Source organism: Polynucleobacter sp. UK-FUSCHL-C3 (genome assembly GCF_040409815.1).
In the GTDB taxonomy this organism is placed as follows: Bacteria; Pseudomonadota; Gammaproteobacteria; order Burkholderiales; family Burkholderiaceae; genus Polynucleobacter.
The window spans coordinates 1,754,892-1,770,880 of record NZ_CP099959.1 but is presented as its reverse complement, the minus strand read 5'-3'; the positions used below and the strand labels follow the sequence as shown (position 1 = coordinate 1,770,880).

At 45.7% G+C, this 15,989-nt stretch carries 16 protein-coding genes; 5 read left to right on the top strand and 11 right to left on the bottom strand.

Annotation, left to right across the window (positions count from 1 at the left end; genetic code table 11):
• The first annotated feature begins 34 nt into the window (after positions 1–34).
• On the top strand, positions 35–871 hold the full coding sequence (gene mutM, locus NKE59_RS08950) for a bifunctional DNA-formamidopyrimidine glycosylase/DNA-(apurinic or apyrimidinic site) lyase (protein ID WP_353438643.1): 837 nt from the start codon (positions 35–37) through the stop codon (positions 869–871).
• Between the two features lie 3 nt (positions 872–874).
• Positions 875–1,990 (top strand): A/G-specific adenine glycosylase, encoded by a 1,116-nt coding sequence (gene mutY / locus NKE59_RS08945; RefSeq protein WP_353438642.1) that lies wholly within the window; start codon positions 875–877, stop codon positions 1,988–1,990.
• Here mutY and rapZ read toward each other — a convergent pair.
• The 9 genes from rapZ to NKE59_RS08900 form a co-directional block, all read right to left on the bottom strand.
• Entirely contained in the window at positions 1,951–2,826 is an 876-nt protein-coding gene (rapZ, locus tag NKE59_RS08940; protein WP_353438641.1) for an RNase adapter RapZ, read from the bottom strand. The genes mutY and rapZ overlap by 40 nt on opposite strands.
• A 1-nt stretch (position 2,827) precedes the next feature.
• Positions 2,828–3,814 (bottom strand): HPr(Ser) kinase/phosphatase, encoded by a 987-nt coding sequence (gene hprK / locus NKE59_RS08935; RefSeq protein ID WP_353438640.1) that lies wholly within the window; start codon positions 3,812–3,814, stop codon positions 2,828–2,830.
• Positions 3,815–3,817: 3 nt separating this feature from the next.
• Positions 3,818–4,273, bottom strand: coding sequence for a PTS sugar transporter subunit IIA (locus tag NKE59_RS08930; protein WP_353438639.1), 456 nt, complete (start codon positions 4,271–4,273; stop codon positions 3,818–3,820).
• A 19-nt stretch (positions 4,274–4,292) separates the two neighbouring features.
• The gene (gene raiA / locus NKE59_RS08925; RefSeq protein ID WP_353438638.1) at positions 4,293–4,631 is read right to left on the bottom strand and encodes a ribosome-associated translation inhibitor RaiA; all 339 of its coding nucleotides are present in this window, start codon (positions 4,629–4,631) and stop codon (positions 4,293–4,295) included.
• A gap of 419 nt (positions 4,632–5,050) precedes the next feature.
• A complete protein-coding gene (lptB, locus tag NKE59_RS08920; RefSeq protein WP_353438637.1) occupies positions 5,051–5,803 on the bottom strand; it encodes an LPS export ABC transporter ATP-binding protein in 753 nt (250 codons plus the stop codon).
• Position 5,804: 1 nt separating this feature from the next.
• On the bottom strand, positions 5,805–6,347 hold the full coding sequence (lptA, locus tag NKE59_RS08915; protein ID WP_353438636.1) for a lipopolysaccharide transport periplasmic protein LptA: 543 nt from the start codon (positions 6,345–6,347) through the stop codon (positions 5,805–5,807).
• A complete protein-coding gene (lptC, locus tag NKE59_RS08910) occupies positions 6,344–6,991 on the bottom strand; it encodes an LPS export ABC transporter periplasmic protein LptC (RefSeq protein ID WP_353438635.1) in 648 nt (215 codons plus the stop codon). The genes lptA and lptC overlap by 4 nt, the downstream gene beginning before the upstream one ends.
• Positions 6,988–7,575: an HAD hydrolase family protein gene (locus tag NKE59_RS08905; protein WP_353438634.1), complete on the bottom strand. Its 588-nt coding sequence runs from the start codon at positions 7,573–7,575 to the stop codon at positions 6,988–6,990. Before NKE59_RS08905 ends, lptC begins: the two co-directional genes overlap by 4 nt.
• 2 nt (positions 7,576–7,577) lie before the next feature.
• A complete protein-coding gene (locus NKE59_RS08900; RefSeq protein WP_353438633.1) occupies positions 7,578–8,567 on the bottom strand; it encodes a KpsF/GutQ family sugar-phosphate isomerase in 990 nt (329 codons plus the stop codon).
• An 11-nt stretch (positions 8,568–8,578) separates the two neighbouring features.
• Here NKE59_RS08900 and NKE59_RS08895 point away from each other — a divergent pair, with 11 nt between their 5' ends.
• A complete protein-coding gene (locus NKE59_RS08895; RefSeq protein WP_353438632.1) occupies positions 8,579–10,561 on the top strand; it encodes a monovalent cation:proton antiporter-2 (CPA2) family protein in 1,983 nt (660 codons plus the stop codon).
• On the opposite strand, the gene uvrA is transcribed toward NKE59_RS08895, so the two are convergent.
• Positions 10,538–13,453: an excinuclease ABC subunit UvrA gene (gene uvrA, locus NKE59_RS08890; RefSeq protein WP_353438631.1), complete on the bottom strand. Its 2,916-nt coding sequence runs from the start codon at positions 13,451–13,453 to the stop codon at positions 10,538–10,540. The two genes, NKE59_RS08895 and uvrA, sit on opposite strands and share 24 nt — an antisense overlap.
• Positions 13,454–13,490: 37 nt before the next feature.
• Between uvrA and NKE59_RS08885 the strand changes: the two genes are divergently transcribed.
• The gene (locus NKE59_RS08885) at positions 13,491–14,654 is read left to right on the top strand and encodes an MFS transporter (RefSeq protein ID WP_353438630.1); all 1,164 of its coding nucleotides are present in this window, start codon (positions 13,491–13,493) and stop codon (positions 14,652–14,654) included.
• A gap of 43 nt (positions 14,655–14,697) precedes the next feature.
• Complete coding sequence (gene ssb, locus NKE59_RS08880; RefSeq protein WP_353438629.1) at positions 14,698–15,135, top strand: single-stranded DNA-binding protein; 438 nt, start codon at positions 14,698–14,700, stop codon at positions 15,133–15,135.
• Positions 15,136–15,147: 12 nt separating this feature from the next.
• Here the strand turns inward: ssb and queF are convergent, their stop codons facing one another.
• Positions 15,148–15,987, bottom strand: a complete 840-nt coding sequence (gene queF / locus NKE59_RS08875; RefSeq protein WP_353438628.1) for an NADPH-dependent 7-cyano-7-deazaguanine reductase QueF — start codon at positions 15,985–15,987, stop codon at positions 15,148–15,150.
• Between the last annotated feature and the right edge of the window lie 2 nt (positions 15,988–15,989).

Sequence of the window (15,989 nt, the reverse complement as noted above, 5' to 3'; positions counted from 1 at the left end):
AGCACATTCTAATCCCCGAAACTACAATTCATTTATGCCAGAACTGCCAGAGGTAGAAGTCACTCGTTTAGGAATCCAAGCCCATATTGAGGGGCGGTCGGTAACCGGGGTAAAGATTGTGGATGGTCGTTTGCGTTGGCCAGTCCCTAAATCATTGCCAAAGGTATTAATTGGACAACGTTTAGATACGATTGAGCGAAGAGGAAAGTATCTATTGCTCAAGATGGATTCTGGCTATTTATTGATCCATCTGGGAATGACTGGGGTATTGCGAGTCTTACCAATGACCGATCCTCTTAAACCGCATGACCGCGTCTTAATCCACTTTGGTCGCATTGGACTGCGGCTTCATGATCCCCGTAAGTTTGGCGCTGTCCTGTGGCATCCTTTTTCAAAGGGGCCTTTAGAGGAACACCCATTAATAAAGAAATTAGGACCAGAACCCCTTGCTTCAGAGTTTGCGGGTGAATTGGGGGCTATCCGCCTGTATCAATTCTCTCGAAAACGAACCATCGCCATAAAATCTTTTCTCTTAGCTGGTCAGGCGGTTGTAGGTGTCGGGAATATTTATTGCTCTGAATCATTATTTGAAGCGGGCATTCATCCGCGACTCCCGGCTGGGAAGTTAACGAAAATCCAATGCGCTCGTCTAGCTGATTCTGTTCGAAATGTTTTAAGTAAAGCGATTAAAGCGGGTGGAAGTAGCTTGCGTGATTTTGTGGATGCACACGGAGAGCCAGGCTATTTCATGATGCAAACTAAAGTCTATGACCGAGCAGGCGAACCCTGTCGTGTGTGCAAAACACCGATACAGCAAATTGTGCAAGGGCAACGCTCCACATATTTTTGCCCAGTCTGTCAAAAGCGTTAATCGATGGCATTTATCTTTGCAAACGCATTAATTTCTTGGCACGCAAAGCATGGGCGAGTTGGCATGCCTTGGCAGAACAAGCGCGACCCGTATGCGATATGGGTTTCAGAAATCATGTTGCAACAAACTCAAGTAAGCACAGTCAGTGAGCGTTATCTACTTTTTATGAAGCGCTTTCCAACCTTGAGCTCCTTAGCCAACGCACCAATCGATGATGTGATGGCCTTATGGAGTGGTTTAGGCTACTACTCACGAGCGCGCAATCTTCATCGTTGTGCTCAAAAAATTATGAGTGAGCATTCAGGAAAATTTCCTCGGGATCTCGATGCGCTTGAAAGCTTACCTGGTATTGGGCGATCAACTGCTGGAGCGATCGTAGCATTCGCCTATGATGTCCATGCCCCGATCTTGGATGCGAATGTTAAGCGGGTTCTTAGTCGTTTTCATGGAATAGAGGGTGATCTTCAAGATCGAGAAACAATTAAGCAACTTTGGGTAAGGGCGCAAGCACAATTACCAAAAGTATCAATAAAAATGCCAATCTATACACAGGCATTGATGGACTTTGGGGCCACATGGTGCACTCCAAAGCAAGCAAGGTGTATTAGTGATGAGGCGCGATGCCCCATGATGAATAACTGCCTTGCTTACCAAACTAATCGCGTAGATAAGATTCCAGCAAAGAAAAAAAAGTCTGCTTCTCCAAGCTTTCAGACCTCTATCTTTTTAATACAGAGCGGAGAATTTATTTTGCTGGAACGAAGAGCGCCAAAAGCGATTTGGGGCGGCTTATATTCCTTAATCGAATTACCATGGGAGCCGCAAAGTAAAGATATCGCCTTAATGACTGTGCGCAATGCTCGAAAAATACTAAGTAAAACACTGCTGGGCGACAAAGCCCTTGATATTGACTTCAAGCAAATTATGTCAGTACAGACCAGTTCAGTAATTCAGCATGTATTTAGCCATCGTCGTTTGCAGATGTATCCCTACCTTGTATCCTTAAATCAAAAATGGACAATAAGCCATCCTAATCTGATCTGGATTAAACGAGCAAACATAGCCGAAATTGGCTTACCTCAGCCAATCCGTGTTTTTTTAGAATCAAGCTCACGATGACGCTCTAGATAATAAATATCGTTAAACATATGATTTTCAGAAAAATACTTTTTGAGTTGTTGAACCAAATACACTGATCGGTGTTGACCACCGGTACACCCAATGGCGACAGTTAAATAACTACGCCCATCATGTAAATAGCGCAGTAACCACTTTTCTAAATAGGATTTAATGTCCTCCATCATTTGTGCAACTTCTGGGAACCGGCTGAGATACTCAGCAACAGGCGCATCTTTTCCACTGAGATCGCGTAACAGTGGTTCATAGTGGGGATTCGGTAGGCAACGCAGATCAAACACAATATCGGCTTCGCTAGGCACCCCTTTTTTAAAGGCAAAGGATTCAAAAATGACTGCAAGACCTATTGGCTTCTCTTTCAGATGATCGGAAATCCAGCTGCGTAAAGTGTGCGCAGGAATATGACCAGTATCAATCTGTTGGGCCTGATCGGCTAATGGGGCAAGTAATGTTCGCTCTTGCTCGATCACATCAATCAAGGTAGTGGATTCATTTGGATTCGAGAGCGGGTGGCGGCGACGCGTTTCAGAAAAACGTTGTACCAATGTATTGGTATCTGCATTTAAGAAAAGGATATTAACCTCATGATGTGCGCGTAATTTTTGCAAGAGCGCTGGTACTTGTGAAATAGATTCACCGCGACGTGCATCAATGGCAATTGCAATTTGCTTGCAATTTTCCGATTCTAATGTTGCGACCAATTGTTCGATGAGGGAAACGGGAAGATTATCAATACAGTCATAACCTGCATCCTCATAGGCTCGTAGGGCAACAGATTTACCTGAACCAGAAATGCCGGTAATCAGTTGGATTCGCATCTTAGAGTAAACGACCCTGGTTCTTATTATTTTCGCTATCCAAGCTCATTTGATTGCGTTGACGCTCAATGAAATCTTTTAGAGTATCAATGCCACGAAGTTGAAGTATGGTGTTGCGGACAGCTGCCTCAACCAGTACGGCCAGATTTCGTCCAGCTGCCACCTGAATCTTTACAGTGCGAATTGGAACATCAAGCACATTAATGAACTGTGATTCAATCGGCAGTCGTTCAAATTCACCATCGTTACGACGTACAAGCTGAACAATAAGGCGCAATTTAAGTTTTCGCCGAACAGCCGTTTCACCAAATATCGTCCGAATATCCAATAGACCCAAGCCACGAACCTCCAAAAGATCACGCAGAATTTCTGGGCAACGACCTTCAATATAGTCTGGTCCGAGGCGTGTGAAATCGACGGCATCATCTGCCACCAAGCCATGACCTCTAGAAATTAACTCTAGACCTAGCTCACTTTTACCAAGACCAGATTCACCAGTAATTAAAACTCCAAGACCTAATATATCCATAAACACACCATGCATGGTGCTGCACGGAGCCCCGATCTTGGTTAGATAAAACCGAAGATGGTCAATCACCTCTGCTGCCGAAGTGCCCGTTGAGAATAAAGGGGTCGATGACCGTTGACAATACAGCTGTAACTCTTCATCCGGTTTACAGCCATCGGCAACGATGATGCATGGAGGATTGCTAGTAATTAGTGAGCTCATTTGTGCTTGTCGCTCACTGCTTGAAAGTTTGGCGTGGTAATCCACTTCCTGGAGTCCGAAGATTTGAATTCGGCTGGGATGAATCATATTTAAGTGGCCCACCAGATCAGAAGAGGCTGCCGCTGCTTTCACAGCTTGTGAATCAAATGTGCGATCTGCACCTTCAAGCCCACTAATCCAAGACAGTTTTAAGTCAGCTATATTGTCATCAAAGATTTGTTGTGCTGTTATCCCTTCGAGTAAAAGCTGTTGACTCAATTTTTATGCCTCCCAATGGCAAATGAGTTGTTGGACTTTTTGTGGATCTGGCTCTGTGAGTAATTGTTCGCGAACTTGTGCATCTGAAAGCAACTGAGCAATCGCTGAGAGAATTTCAAGATGTTCTTGAGTTGCTTTTTCTGGAACCAATAAAAAAATGATTAAAGAGACAGCTTGACCGTCAGGGGCATTGAACTCAATGGGACTACTTAAGCGAAAGAAGGCAGCAGCCGGCTGTTTAAGCCCCTTAATGCGACCATGGGGAATTGCGACACCCTCACCTAAACCGGTGCTTCCTAATGCTTCCCGAGCTTCCAGAAATCCTAATACGGTTTCAGCGGGGATATCGAGTTTTTTAGCAAAGTACTGACTGGCAATCTCAAAGGCTTCGACTTTGGATTTAGCCAAACCATTGAGATTAATGCCATCAGCAGTAAAAAGGTCAGTGAGTACGCTCATGACCTTAGATTATAGGTCTCTATTGAGAAATACTTTGCACCTTATTTTTATCATGGTGGTGATCTTGGATAATTTCTTTGTGCTTGACCAATTGTCGGTCTAGTTTATCAATCACCGCATCCACTGCGTGGTACAGGTCCTCATGGTGAGCCTGGGCAAAGAGTTCCTTGCCTTTTAGGTGCAGAGTAAGTTCAGCGGTCTGGCGCAGGCTCTTCTCTTTGGCCTTATCCACCATCAGAAATGCAGATGCATCGATCACATGATCAAAATGCTTACGAATGCGCTCAAGACGGAATTCTAAATGTGTGCGGATTGCTGGAGTAACTTCAAGATGACGACTATTAATTCTTAAATGCATGACAAACCTCCATGATTAAGGTCTACGCAAATGCATGGTAGGGATGCGTAGCAACTCCCGATACTTCGCTACAGTGCTTCGTGTTAACGCTCACCCTGGACTCTTTAGAAAAAATTAATGCATTGACTAAGGAAGTACTTGGGTTCGAACAATCTCAAACTTAGAAATTTGATTGCTTACACGAGATACTGAGGTTTCATGCAACTCTAGGGTATCAGCGATTTCTTATAAAACCAATAGGAAAAAATCAATACCCCCTTCATTAAGGAAGTTTTTTGATCAACCATAAACCACTGAGCCAATCCCAGTATGGTTTTTAGAATATAAAGAGCTATCTCACTGAAAAAATTACTTCAGTCTGACGCAATGCACCAATCTAGGTTTAGTCTTTTCGGCTGGTTGATTCAATGCCAAAACGATTACATGCGGAAGTTTTCACCTAAATAAACTCTTCTTACCGCATCATTTTGGATAATTTCATCCGCCTTACCTTCTGCTAGCACGCTACCTTCGCTAATGATGTAGGCGTGGTCACAAATGCCGAGCGTCTCACGAACGTTGTGATCGGTAATCAGGACCCCGATTTGGCGGTCCCGTAAGAAACGTACAATACGTTGAATTTCACCAACTGCAATTGGGTCAACGCCGGCAAATGGCTCATCCAGTAAGATAAATTTGGGATGCGAAGCTAGGGCGCGAGCAATTTCAACTCTGCGGCGCTCTCCACCGGAGAGGGAAAGAGCCGGGTTATTGCGTAAATGTGTAATCTGTAGTTCACCTAAGAGCTCGTCTAAGCGCTCCTGGATTTGTTTTTTATTAAGCGGTCTTCCATCAATCTCCTGCAACTCAAGAACAGCCTGAATATTTTCGGCAACATTTAGTTTCCGAAATACAGACGCCTCTTGTGGAAGATAGGAGAGGCCCAGTCGAGCGCGCCGATGAATCGGCAGGCCACTAATCTTTTCCCCATCTAACAGAATGCTGCCACCGTCAAGAGGAACCAAACCAACAATCATATAAAAAGATGTGGTCTTGCCTGCCCCATTGGGCCCTAGCAAACCAACTACTTCACCACTTTTAACTTCAATACTGACATCGCGCACTACGGTTCGAGAGCCATAGCGTTTTTGCAAGCCTTCGGCCAGTAAAGTAGACGGTTTTGGTGAAATCATATTAATTAAGTACGACCTTCTTGCGGGGGGCTAGGATCGCACGAGATTGCGGTTGTGCCTTCGTATCCACTTTCTGAGGCCTTACTTTGTAGCTCTCTTTAATGTCTTCATATTCAATTTGCCAACCCTGTAATTGATCGAGCATTTGCATATTGAGAAGGCGTTTAATAGTGGCATTACCAGTCAAAATAACCTGTTCTTTCTTGTCATCATAAAAGACATCTCGACCAATTCCTTGCATAAACTCATCGGCCAGGCCCTCGCGACGCTGACGCAGCGTAGCAGGGGACTCTAACTTTCCCTTGAGATCAATATTCTGATAGCCTTGGGGATCAACCAGAATACTTCCTTTATCACCTTTTGCGATCATAGAACCTTTGATTAGCAAAACATCGCCATTAAGTTGATAGCTTTGCTTGACATCATCGACATCTACTTTATCCGCATTGATAACAAGGGGCTTATCTTGATCTGCTTTATTGGCCAGGGCGCTACCTACCCAAAGTGGCAATAAGAGCATCAAGATACGAAGGGCAGGGTTCAATTTCGTCCTCGTTGTTCGGAGGGCTCAATACGGCCGCGAACCTGACCAGTTAGTGTCACACTTTGTTGTACGTTATTAAATGTGCCACCACCTGTCGAGTTCATGATCGACATGCCTTGTTGAAGCTCTAAGGGTTTATCAGTGCGCACAATATCCTCATTGATGAGGGCCTGAAAAAAACTTGAGCGGGCCAGTAGTCGGGGCGAAGCTTTTAGATCGCCAGAAGCCTCTTGAGCGGGTCGGAATATTTCTCCATTACCAAATAGATCCAAAATAGTTAGATCTCCGTCTATGTGACCACGATCGGCTTTCACAGTGACCGGAGCGGAACCTTGAGCCTGAAAAGCACGCATTCGGGGAAGCTCTAGATCCATCGACGCATCATCTTCATAGTGGGTAAGTTTTTTACCAAGAATTCGATATTTGGTTTGCCCAAGTTCATTTAGGTTGGATAGTGAGGCATTCTTTAGGATGTAGTCAGGTACATGTTGAGGAACTCGTGCCAAAAGCAATGCCTCTGGTGGAGAACTTCTCTTAACCAACCAAAAGGTTGCTAAAGTAAGAGAGCCCATCAGTAAAAAGGGGAGAGTACGCAACAGCCCTCGCACTGTAACCTGATAGATCTGCCTGCTAGTGAATTTCATGATGTTCCTGACTGACCTTTTGCAGAGATCAGTAGCTGGTCATATTGGCCGCGCGCCTTTAAGATCACATCGCATGCTTCGCGAACAGCACCATAGCCACCTTTGGCATCGGTAATATAGTGTGCAATTTGACAAACTTCCAGATGGGCTTGTGCTGGAGCAATTCGAAAACCAGCACGCATGAGGATGGCTAAATCAGGCCAGTCATCACCCATAACCGCAAGGTCACTTGCTTTTAAAGCAACTCGCTTTAATAGCTCATCTAATACTGCGTTTTTGTCTTTTACGCCCGTGAATACATGTTTGATGTTGAGCTCATCACAGCGCGCTAGTACCATTTTTGAGTGACGCCCAGTAATCACAGCACATGGTATGCCAGCACTTTGTAGCAACTGAATCCCATAGCCATCCTGTATATCAAAACCTTTGAGCATCTCTTTACCATCGGGCCCAAAAAAGACCTGACCATTCGTAAGCACCCCATCAACATCTAGCACCAACATCTTTATTGCGCTAGCCCGCTCGAGAGCTTGCGGGTGCGCTTTTATAGGATTGGTGGTATGGGCATTGAAGGCAACCGACATGTTTAGATCACCTTCGCAGCAAATAAGTCATGAAGATTTAAAGCACCCAAGAGGGTTTTGTTGGCATCTGCAACGATAAGATGATTAATTCGATGGTGCTCCATCATCTCAATGGCTTCTTCAGCAATGAGATCAGGCGGAATAGTTCTGGGGTTTGCGGTCACGATCTGTACAAGACGAATAGTTTTTGTATCTTCACCCTTTTCGAGCAAGCGTCGTAAATCACCGTCAGTCAAGATACCAAGCACTTGATTGTTTGCATTCACGATCACAACTAAACCCATCTTATGGCGACTCATTTCTGCTAAAGCCTCCTGAAATGAGCTACCCTCAAAAACTTTGGGAGTATTTGCAAAATCACGCATGACCTCTGATACATGAATGAGTAATTTACGTCCCAGGCGCCCGCCGGGATGCGATCGTAAAAAGTCTTGGGCATTAAAACCTCGCGCATCGAGGAGAGCCACTGCGAGGGCATCACCCATGGCAAGTGCAGCAGTCGTGCTAGTTGTGGGTGCCATATTTAAGGGACACGCCTCTTTGTCGACACTAACATCTAAATGGGCATCGGCTAATTTTGCAAGGGATGAGCTTGGATCACCAGTTAGGGCAATCAGCTTGGCTCCGGTTCGCTTGATGATAGGAACAATCGTGAGTAACTCCTCAGTCTCACCAGAGTTGGAGATGGCAACAAAGACATCATCCCGCGTTACCATGCCCAAATCACCATGACTAGCCTCAGCGGGGTGGACAAAGAAGGCCGGTGAGCCTGTGGATGCAAAGGTCGCAGCAATTTTTCGGGCGATGTGACCCGATTTACCGATTCCTGAAACTACGATGCGACCACGACATTGCTCTAGGAGGGCGACCGATAAAACAAGGGCATCTTGACCTGTTTTTGCAAGCCGGTCTCGCATTTTGCGCAAAGCATCCGCTTCGATATCGAGGGTATCGCACGCCAACTCAAGCGCACGTGGGTTCTTAGCTATCATGGAGTAAGTATATGCCGAGCGTTCTTCAACTAACCCTATTTTTATTAGCCTCTGGTGTGGCGGGAGTCCTCATTTTCCGCTATTTTGGCTTGCCCCCCATTTTGGGCTATCTGGCTGCCGGCGTTTTAATTGGACCTCATGCTTTAGGCCTGGCTTCTGATTCAGAAACCGTGAAGTATCTTGCCGAGTTCGGGGTGGTCTTTTTGATGTTTTCAATTGGCCTTGAATTCAATATTCATAAATTACGCTCGATGCGTAAGATCGTTTTTGGTCTAGGCGCTAGCCAGGTTATTTTGACAATCGTTTTAACAATACCGATTGGCTTGATGATTGCCTGGATTTACCCCATGTCGTGGCAGGCAGCGCTTGCATTAGGGGGCGCCTTATCGATGTCATCGACCGCTATTGTCACCAAAATTTTGTCAGACAGGATGGAGCTCGAAACAGAGCAGGGTCGCAATGTAGTCGGTATTCTTTTATTTCAGGATCTTGCAGTAGTCTTTCTGTTAATTTTGATTCCCTCGCTTGCACAAAGCGGTAAAGATCTCATTACAGATATTTCAATCGCATTAGTCAAAATTTCGCTGGCTTTAGCGTTGATTTTTTATATCGGCCAAAACGTCATGAGTCGTTGGTTTAAGTTTGTAGCGGGGTATCGCTCGCAAGAACTATTCATGCTCAATTTGCTATTAATTGTATTGGGCATGTCAGCACTGACGGAGCATTTTGGTTTATCCATGGCGCTGGGGGCTTTTTTGGCAGGGATGCTGATATCGGAGACGCCCTATCGTCATGAGGTTGAAGACGATATCAAGCCATTTCGAGATGTATTACTGGGCCTGTTTTTTATTACGATTGGCATGTTGCTTGATCCACTAGTTATCTATGAGCAATGGATTCTTGTTTTACTGTTATTTGTTTTGCCCTTAGTATTTAAGTTCGGCTTAATTGCCATCCTCGCACGTGGATTTGGTTCAAGTTCGGGCATTTCCATTCGGACAGGTTTGTGTTTGGCACAAGCGGGTGAGTTTGGCTTTGTACTGCTGAATCAAATTGACGGCTTACACATGATTGATCCTGCCTTTAGTCAAGCCGTGCTCGCAGCTATGTTGCTATCCATGCTAATCGCCCCATTCTTAATTCAGTACAGTGATCAGATTGCACTGCGCTTTGCAAGTAATGAATGGCTATTACAGTCGCTTGCTTTAACTAAGGTGGCAACGAAAAGTGTTCGCAATAAAGATCATGTCATTATTTGTGGTTTTGGTCGTTCGGGTCAGGCGCTTGCCAAAATGCTCGACCAAGAGAACATTTCCTATCTAGCGCTAGATTTAGATCCAGACCGGATCGCAGATGCTGTAGCGGGGGGGAGTCATGTGGTGTATGGGGATGCAACCCGTGAGAACGTCCTCGTAGCAGGGGGCTTATCTCGTGCAAAAGCACTTGTCATATCGTTTGCAGATACGCAGGCTAGCTTAAAGATCCTGCGCTTGGTCGAGGGTTTAAAGCCTGGCATGACCGCATTGGTTCGTACGCGCGATGATGCAGATTTAGAAAAACTACAAAGTGCTGGTGCCACTGAAGTGATTCCAGAGCTCATCGAGGGTAGCTTAATGTTGGCCTCTCATGTTTTATTGATGATGGGCGTGCCCATGCGCAAGGTGGTACGGCGTATTACGGATGCTCGCGAAGAGCGCTATGGATTATTACGTGGGTATTTTAGAGGCGCCGAAGATGATGAGGTAAGCGCAAATCAATCCTGGCATCTCCATTCTGTTCCCTTGCAAGAAGGCGCTCAAGCCCTTGGTAAAAGACTTTCTGAGCTCTCACTGGACGAGGATGGGGTTAACATTCAAGCGGTACGCAGAAAATCGACTGAATCGGACTATACAAAGTTAGACCTTGCCGAGGACCCTGTTTTACAACAAGGTGATATTGTGGTTTTATCCGGTAGCCCAGAATCAATCGATTTAGCTGAGGCTCGCTTGCTCTAAAGATTTTTTCTTTTTGGCTGGTAATGGCGATTTAGCCTTTAACAACGGCTTCAGATATTTCCCCGTAAAGCTTGCTGCGTTATTAGCTACGTCTTCAGGCGAGCCCTTTGCAATAATTTGGCCACCACCGGCGCCACCATTTGGACCAAGGTCAATCAACCAATCTGCAGTTTTAATGACGTCCAAGTTGTGCTCAATGATGACCACTGTATTGCCTTGCTTCTTCAGTGTGTGAATAACACCCAGCAGTAATTTAATATCATGAAAGTGCAAACCAGTAGTTGGTTCATCCAAGATATACAAAGTGCGGCCGGTATCCCTTTTGGATAGTTCGAGTGACAGCTTGACACGCTGCGCTTCGCCGCCTGATAGCGTGGTGGCGCTTTGTCCGAGACAGACATAACCTAAACCAACATCAAGCAGGGTTTTAAGTTTACGTTTGACCACAGGCACTGCTTCAAAGAACTCATGCGCCTGTTCAATTGTCATTGCCAAAACCTCATGAATATTTTTACCTTTGTAACGAATGTCCAAGGTCTCACGGTTATAGCGTTTTCCATGACAGACATCACAAGGTACATAAACATCTGGTAAGAAATGCATTTCTACTTTAAGTACGCCATCACCCTCGCAGGTCTCGCACCGCCCACCTTTGACGTTAAATGAGAAGCGTCCTGCTTCGTAGCCGCGCTCTCGTGCTGCTGGCACTCCAGCAAATAACTCTCGGATTGGGGTAAAGACCCCAGTGTAGGTTGCGGGGTTGGAGCGAGGCGTTCGTCCGATTGGAGACTGGTCAACATTAATGACCTTATCAAAAAACTCTATGCCCTCAATTCGTTCATGGGGCGCAGGTTCAGCACTTGACCCATAGAGATGTTGAGCGACCGCATGAAATAAGGTGTCATTAATTAAGGTGGATTTACCGGAGCCCGATACACCGGTCACGCATGTTAATAAGCCCACTGGAATCTGCGCATCGACTTTTTGGAGGTTGTTACCTGCTGCGCCAATGATGCTCAAGAAACGCCCATCATTTTTATTTCGATGCTCAGGCACGGTAATTTCTTCTAGCCCAGATAAATAAGCGCCTGTTAATGAGTTAGGGTTATTTTCAACCTCCGTTGGAGTGCCGGTCGCAACGATTTGACCGCCATGAACACCAGCACCAGGACCAATGTCGATAACATAGTCGGAAGAGCGGATCATATCCTCATCGTGTTCTACAACTAAAACGCTATTACCTAGGTCCCGCAAATGTTTGAGAGTCGCAATGAGACGATCATTGTCGCGTTGATGTAAACCAATCGATGGCTCATCTAATACGTACATCACCCCAGTCAGTCCCGAGCCAATTTGTGAGGCTAAACGTATTCGTTGCGCCTCACCGCCGGAGAGAGTATCGGCACTGCGCTCAAGAGAAAGATAATCCAAACCAACATCGTTTAAAAAGCGAAGCCGGGAACCAATCTCTTTAACAATTTTGTCAGCAATCTCGCGCTTAGCGCCTTTGAGATTTAGTTCAGCAAAATAGTTTTGTGCCTCACGTAATGGCATGGCGCTAATTTCGTAAATAGCGCGGGCCTGTTTACTTTCACCCACTTTGACAAAACGCGCCTCTTTTCGAAGCCGTGTCCCCTTGCAATCAGGACAGGAGCGGATATTTTGGTAACGTGCCAACTCCTCACGCACTGCTGCAGAGTCGGTTTCGCGATAACGACGTTCAAAGTTGGCCAAGATCCCTTCAAATGAGTGCTCACGAACCACCGAGCGACCCTTTTCATTGAGATATTCAAATGGAATGGTATCTTCGCCAGAGCCATGCAAAATAAGTTCTTGAGCTTTCTTAGAGAGTTTTTCAAACGGCTTCTCCAGATCAAAGCCGCCGTATTTCGCTAAGGTTTGTAATAACTTGAAGTAAAACTGATTGCGTCGATCCCAACCTTTGATGGCACCCGAGGCTAAAGAAAGATCTGGGTGTGCGACCACCCGTTTAGGATCAAAAAAGGAGATATGACCAAGACCATCACAACTTGGGCAAGCACCCATCGGGTTATTGAAAGAGAATAATCGTGGCTCTAACTCTTGCAATGAGTATGAACAAACGGGGCAGGCAAACTTACTTGAAAAGATAGTTGCATCGCCGGTATCCATATTGACGATCATTGCTTTACCATCCGCAAGTCGAAGTGCGGTTTCGAAGGATTCAGCAAGCCGCTGCCCAATTTCTGCTTTTACGCGAATGCGGTCTACCACTACCTCGATAGAGTGCTTATCATTTTTCTTTAACTGAGGTAGGCGATCGGACTCAAAAATTTCTGCTTTAGCCGCATTGCTTGTTCCGCCTCCTGAGCGAACCCGAAAGCGGACGAATCCCTGGGCTTGCAAGTTTTCAAATAAATCGACAAACTCCCCTTTGCGTTCGCTGACAACAGGAGCCAAAATCATTAACTTGCTATCTTCTGGCATCGCTAATACTGTATCTACCATTTGGGATACGCTTTGTGCTTCTAGTGGAAGCTCATGATCGGGGCAGTAGGGTGTGCCTGCACGGGCAAATAACAAACGAAGGTAATCATGAATTTCAGTAACTGTGCCTACGGTAGAACGCGGATTATGACTGGTTGCTTTTTGCTCGATTGATATGGCCGGAGATAATCCCTCAATGACATCAACGTCGGGCTTTTCCATGAGTTGTAAAAACTGCCTTGCATATGCAGAAAGTGATTCCACATAGCGCCGTTGTCCTTCGGCATACAGAGTATCAAAAGCTAGGGAGCTTTTGCCCGATCCTGAAAGCCCCGTAAGCACCACCAGCTTCTCGCGCGGGATATCGAGATTAATGTTTTTTAGGTTGTGGGTGCGGGCACCGCGGATCTTAATTTCGTTGTTCATGATTTTTTAGCGTAACTTGTTAATATAGCCTTTTCTAATGAACTCTTCCGAACTCCGCTCAACCCTGGCTCTTGCCGGCATCTTTGGCTTGCGGATGCTAGGCCTTTTCCTGCTCTTACCCGTCTTTTCTTTGCATGCCAAGGATTTACCGGGGGGGCAAAATGCCCTCTGGGTAGGCTTAGCGCTCGGTATCTTTAATATTGTTCAGGCTTTTTTTCATATTCCTCTGGGTACCTTATCAGATCGAATTGGTCGAAAACCGGTCGTTTTGTGGGGCCTGAGCCTATTTATTGCTGGCGCATTCATAGCGGCTAGTCGAGATGATTTATTGTGGATCGCGATTGGTCGCGGCTTAATGGGGGCGGGTGCTATCTCTGCCGCGGTATCCGCTTGGGTTGCTGATTTAACCCGCGAACAAGTGAGGACCGCTGCTATGGCGATCGTGGGTGGCAGCATTGGTTTATCGTTTGCCATGTCTTTGGTGATTGCGACACCCATTTATCGTGCGATTGGGCTCGATGGCATGTTTTTATTACTAGCAGGGCTCGGCTTTGTTGGATTCTTGGTGGCATGGCTTTTGGTGCCCAACCCACCGAAGCAAATACGAGCAGCGCCTCAACCTTTGAGGCAAATATTTTTTCGCCCTGAACTGATGCGCTTAAATGTTGGCGTTTTTGTGCTGAATGCGACCCAAGTAGCGATGTTCTTGGTGGTCCCAAGACTTCTAGTCAATGCAGGATTACCACTCGATGATCATTGGAAGGTGTATTTCCCTGTGGTGGTTATCTCTTTTTTCTTGATGCTTCCGGGAATTATTTATGGTGAGAAAAAGAAACAGTGGCGTCGTGTTTTGCTGACTTCTGTTGTCATTCTTTTGTTGGCACAAGTACTATTTTTACAAGCGCATTCGCTTGCGTTGATTGTGCTTGCGCTGTTAGTTTATTTTGTGGGCTTTAATTTATTAGAGGCCTTGCAGCCTTCCATGGTCTCGCGTTGGGCTAAAGATGAAAAAGGAGCTGCGCTCGGTATTTACAACACTACACAATCCGTAGGATTATTTGCAGGCGCTGCTATTGGTGGCTTATTAATGCAATACTCCGGTTACTTATCGGTGTTTATTGGCGGCAGTGTTTTGATTATTCTCTGGCTTATAATTGCATGGCCAATGCGCAATGTTCCATCTGCGCAAGCGGCATCGTAGCTTTAGCCACACTTTTTATTTACTTTTTACTTCGGGAGACAAAATGGCTTCAGTCAATAAAGTCATCATAGTTGGTAATGTTGGGCGCGACCCAGAAACACGTTATATGCCCAGTGGTGACGCCGTCACCAATATTTCTGTTGCAACCTCAGACCGTTACAAAGATAAGCAGACGGGTGAGATGAAAGAAAATACAGAATGGCATCGAATAGCCTTCTTTGGCAAGCTGGCTGAGATCGCTGGTCAATATCTCAAAAAGGGTTCTCAGGTTTATGTGGAGGGTCGCTTGCGTACGCGTAAGTGGACTGATCAAAGCGGTCAAGAAAAATATTCAACCGAGATCATTGCTGACAGTATGCAAATGCTCGGAGCGCGTATGGCCGGTTCTGGGGATGCTGGTGATCGCCCCAAGTCTCCTGAAAGCACTCCTAGTCAAGCGCCCGGTGGTCTAGGTGCCATGGACGACGATATTCCTTTCTAAGCCCTTGTTGGATTACTGCCTGGCGTGACGAATATTGTTAGGCCAGGCAGCGTTGTAATCGGTCCGAAATGGATTGATATCCAAGCCGCCACGGCGTGTGTAACGCGCATATACCGATAATTTTTCTGGTTTACATTGCGCCTTGATATCGCAGAATATTTTTTCTACGCAGTGCTCATGAAATTCCCCGAGTTGGCGAAACCCAATTAGGTAACGGAGTAGTCCTTCCTCTCGAATCGGTCTTCCTTGATACTGAATTTGCACGCTGGCCCAGTCAGGCTGACCGGTAACTGGACAGTTCGATTTAAGTAAGTGAGATACGAAGGTTTGAGTGATTGGAGCAGATTTGTGATCGGCTTGTAATAAAAGTGGATCCGCTTTTTGATGGCTATTTATTTCAATGTCAAGACGATCTAATAACTGCCCCTCAAGTTCTTCAATAGGATTCATTTTTTTGTTTGCGGTGACTTCATTGGGCTGAACTAATTTCACCTGAAGACTAGCTCCCAAAACCTTGGCAAGGTCTTTCTGTAGGCATGCTCTTACGGATGCTAAGTCAGCAAAACAATGTTGGTTTAGGCTATTGAGATATAGCTTGAATGATTTGGATTCAATCATATTGGGAGACTCGGCAGGAATGATAAATTCTGCCAATGCAATTTGTGGTTTGCCTTTGAGGTTTAGCCAAGCAAGTTCATAAGCATTCCATATATCGACCCCAAAGAAGGGTGGCGTGGATTGCGCATTAAATCCTAGGGTAGATCGATTATCGGATCGTGCAATCGGAAAGAGGAGACTCGGATCGTATTGATTGGGGTAGGCACTTTGTTGCCCAAGGACGAATTCAGTCATGC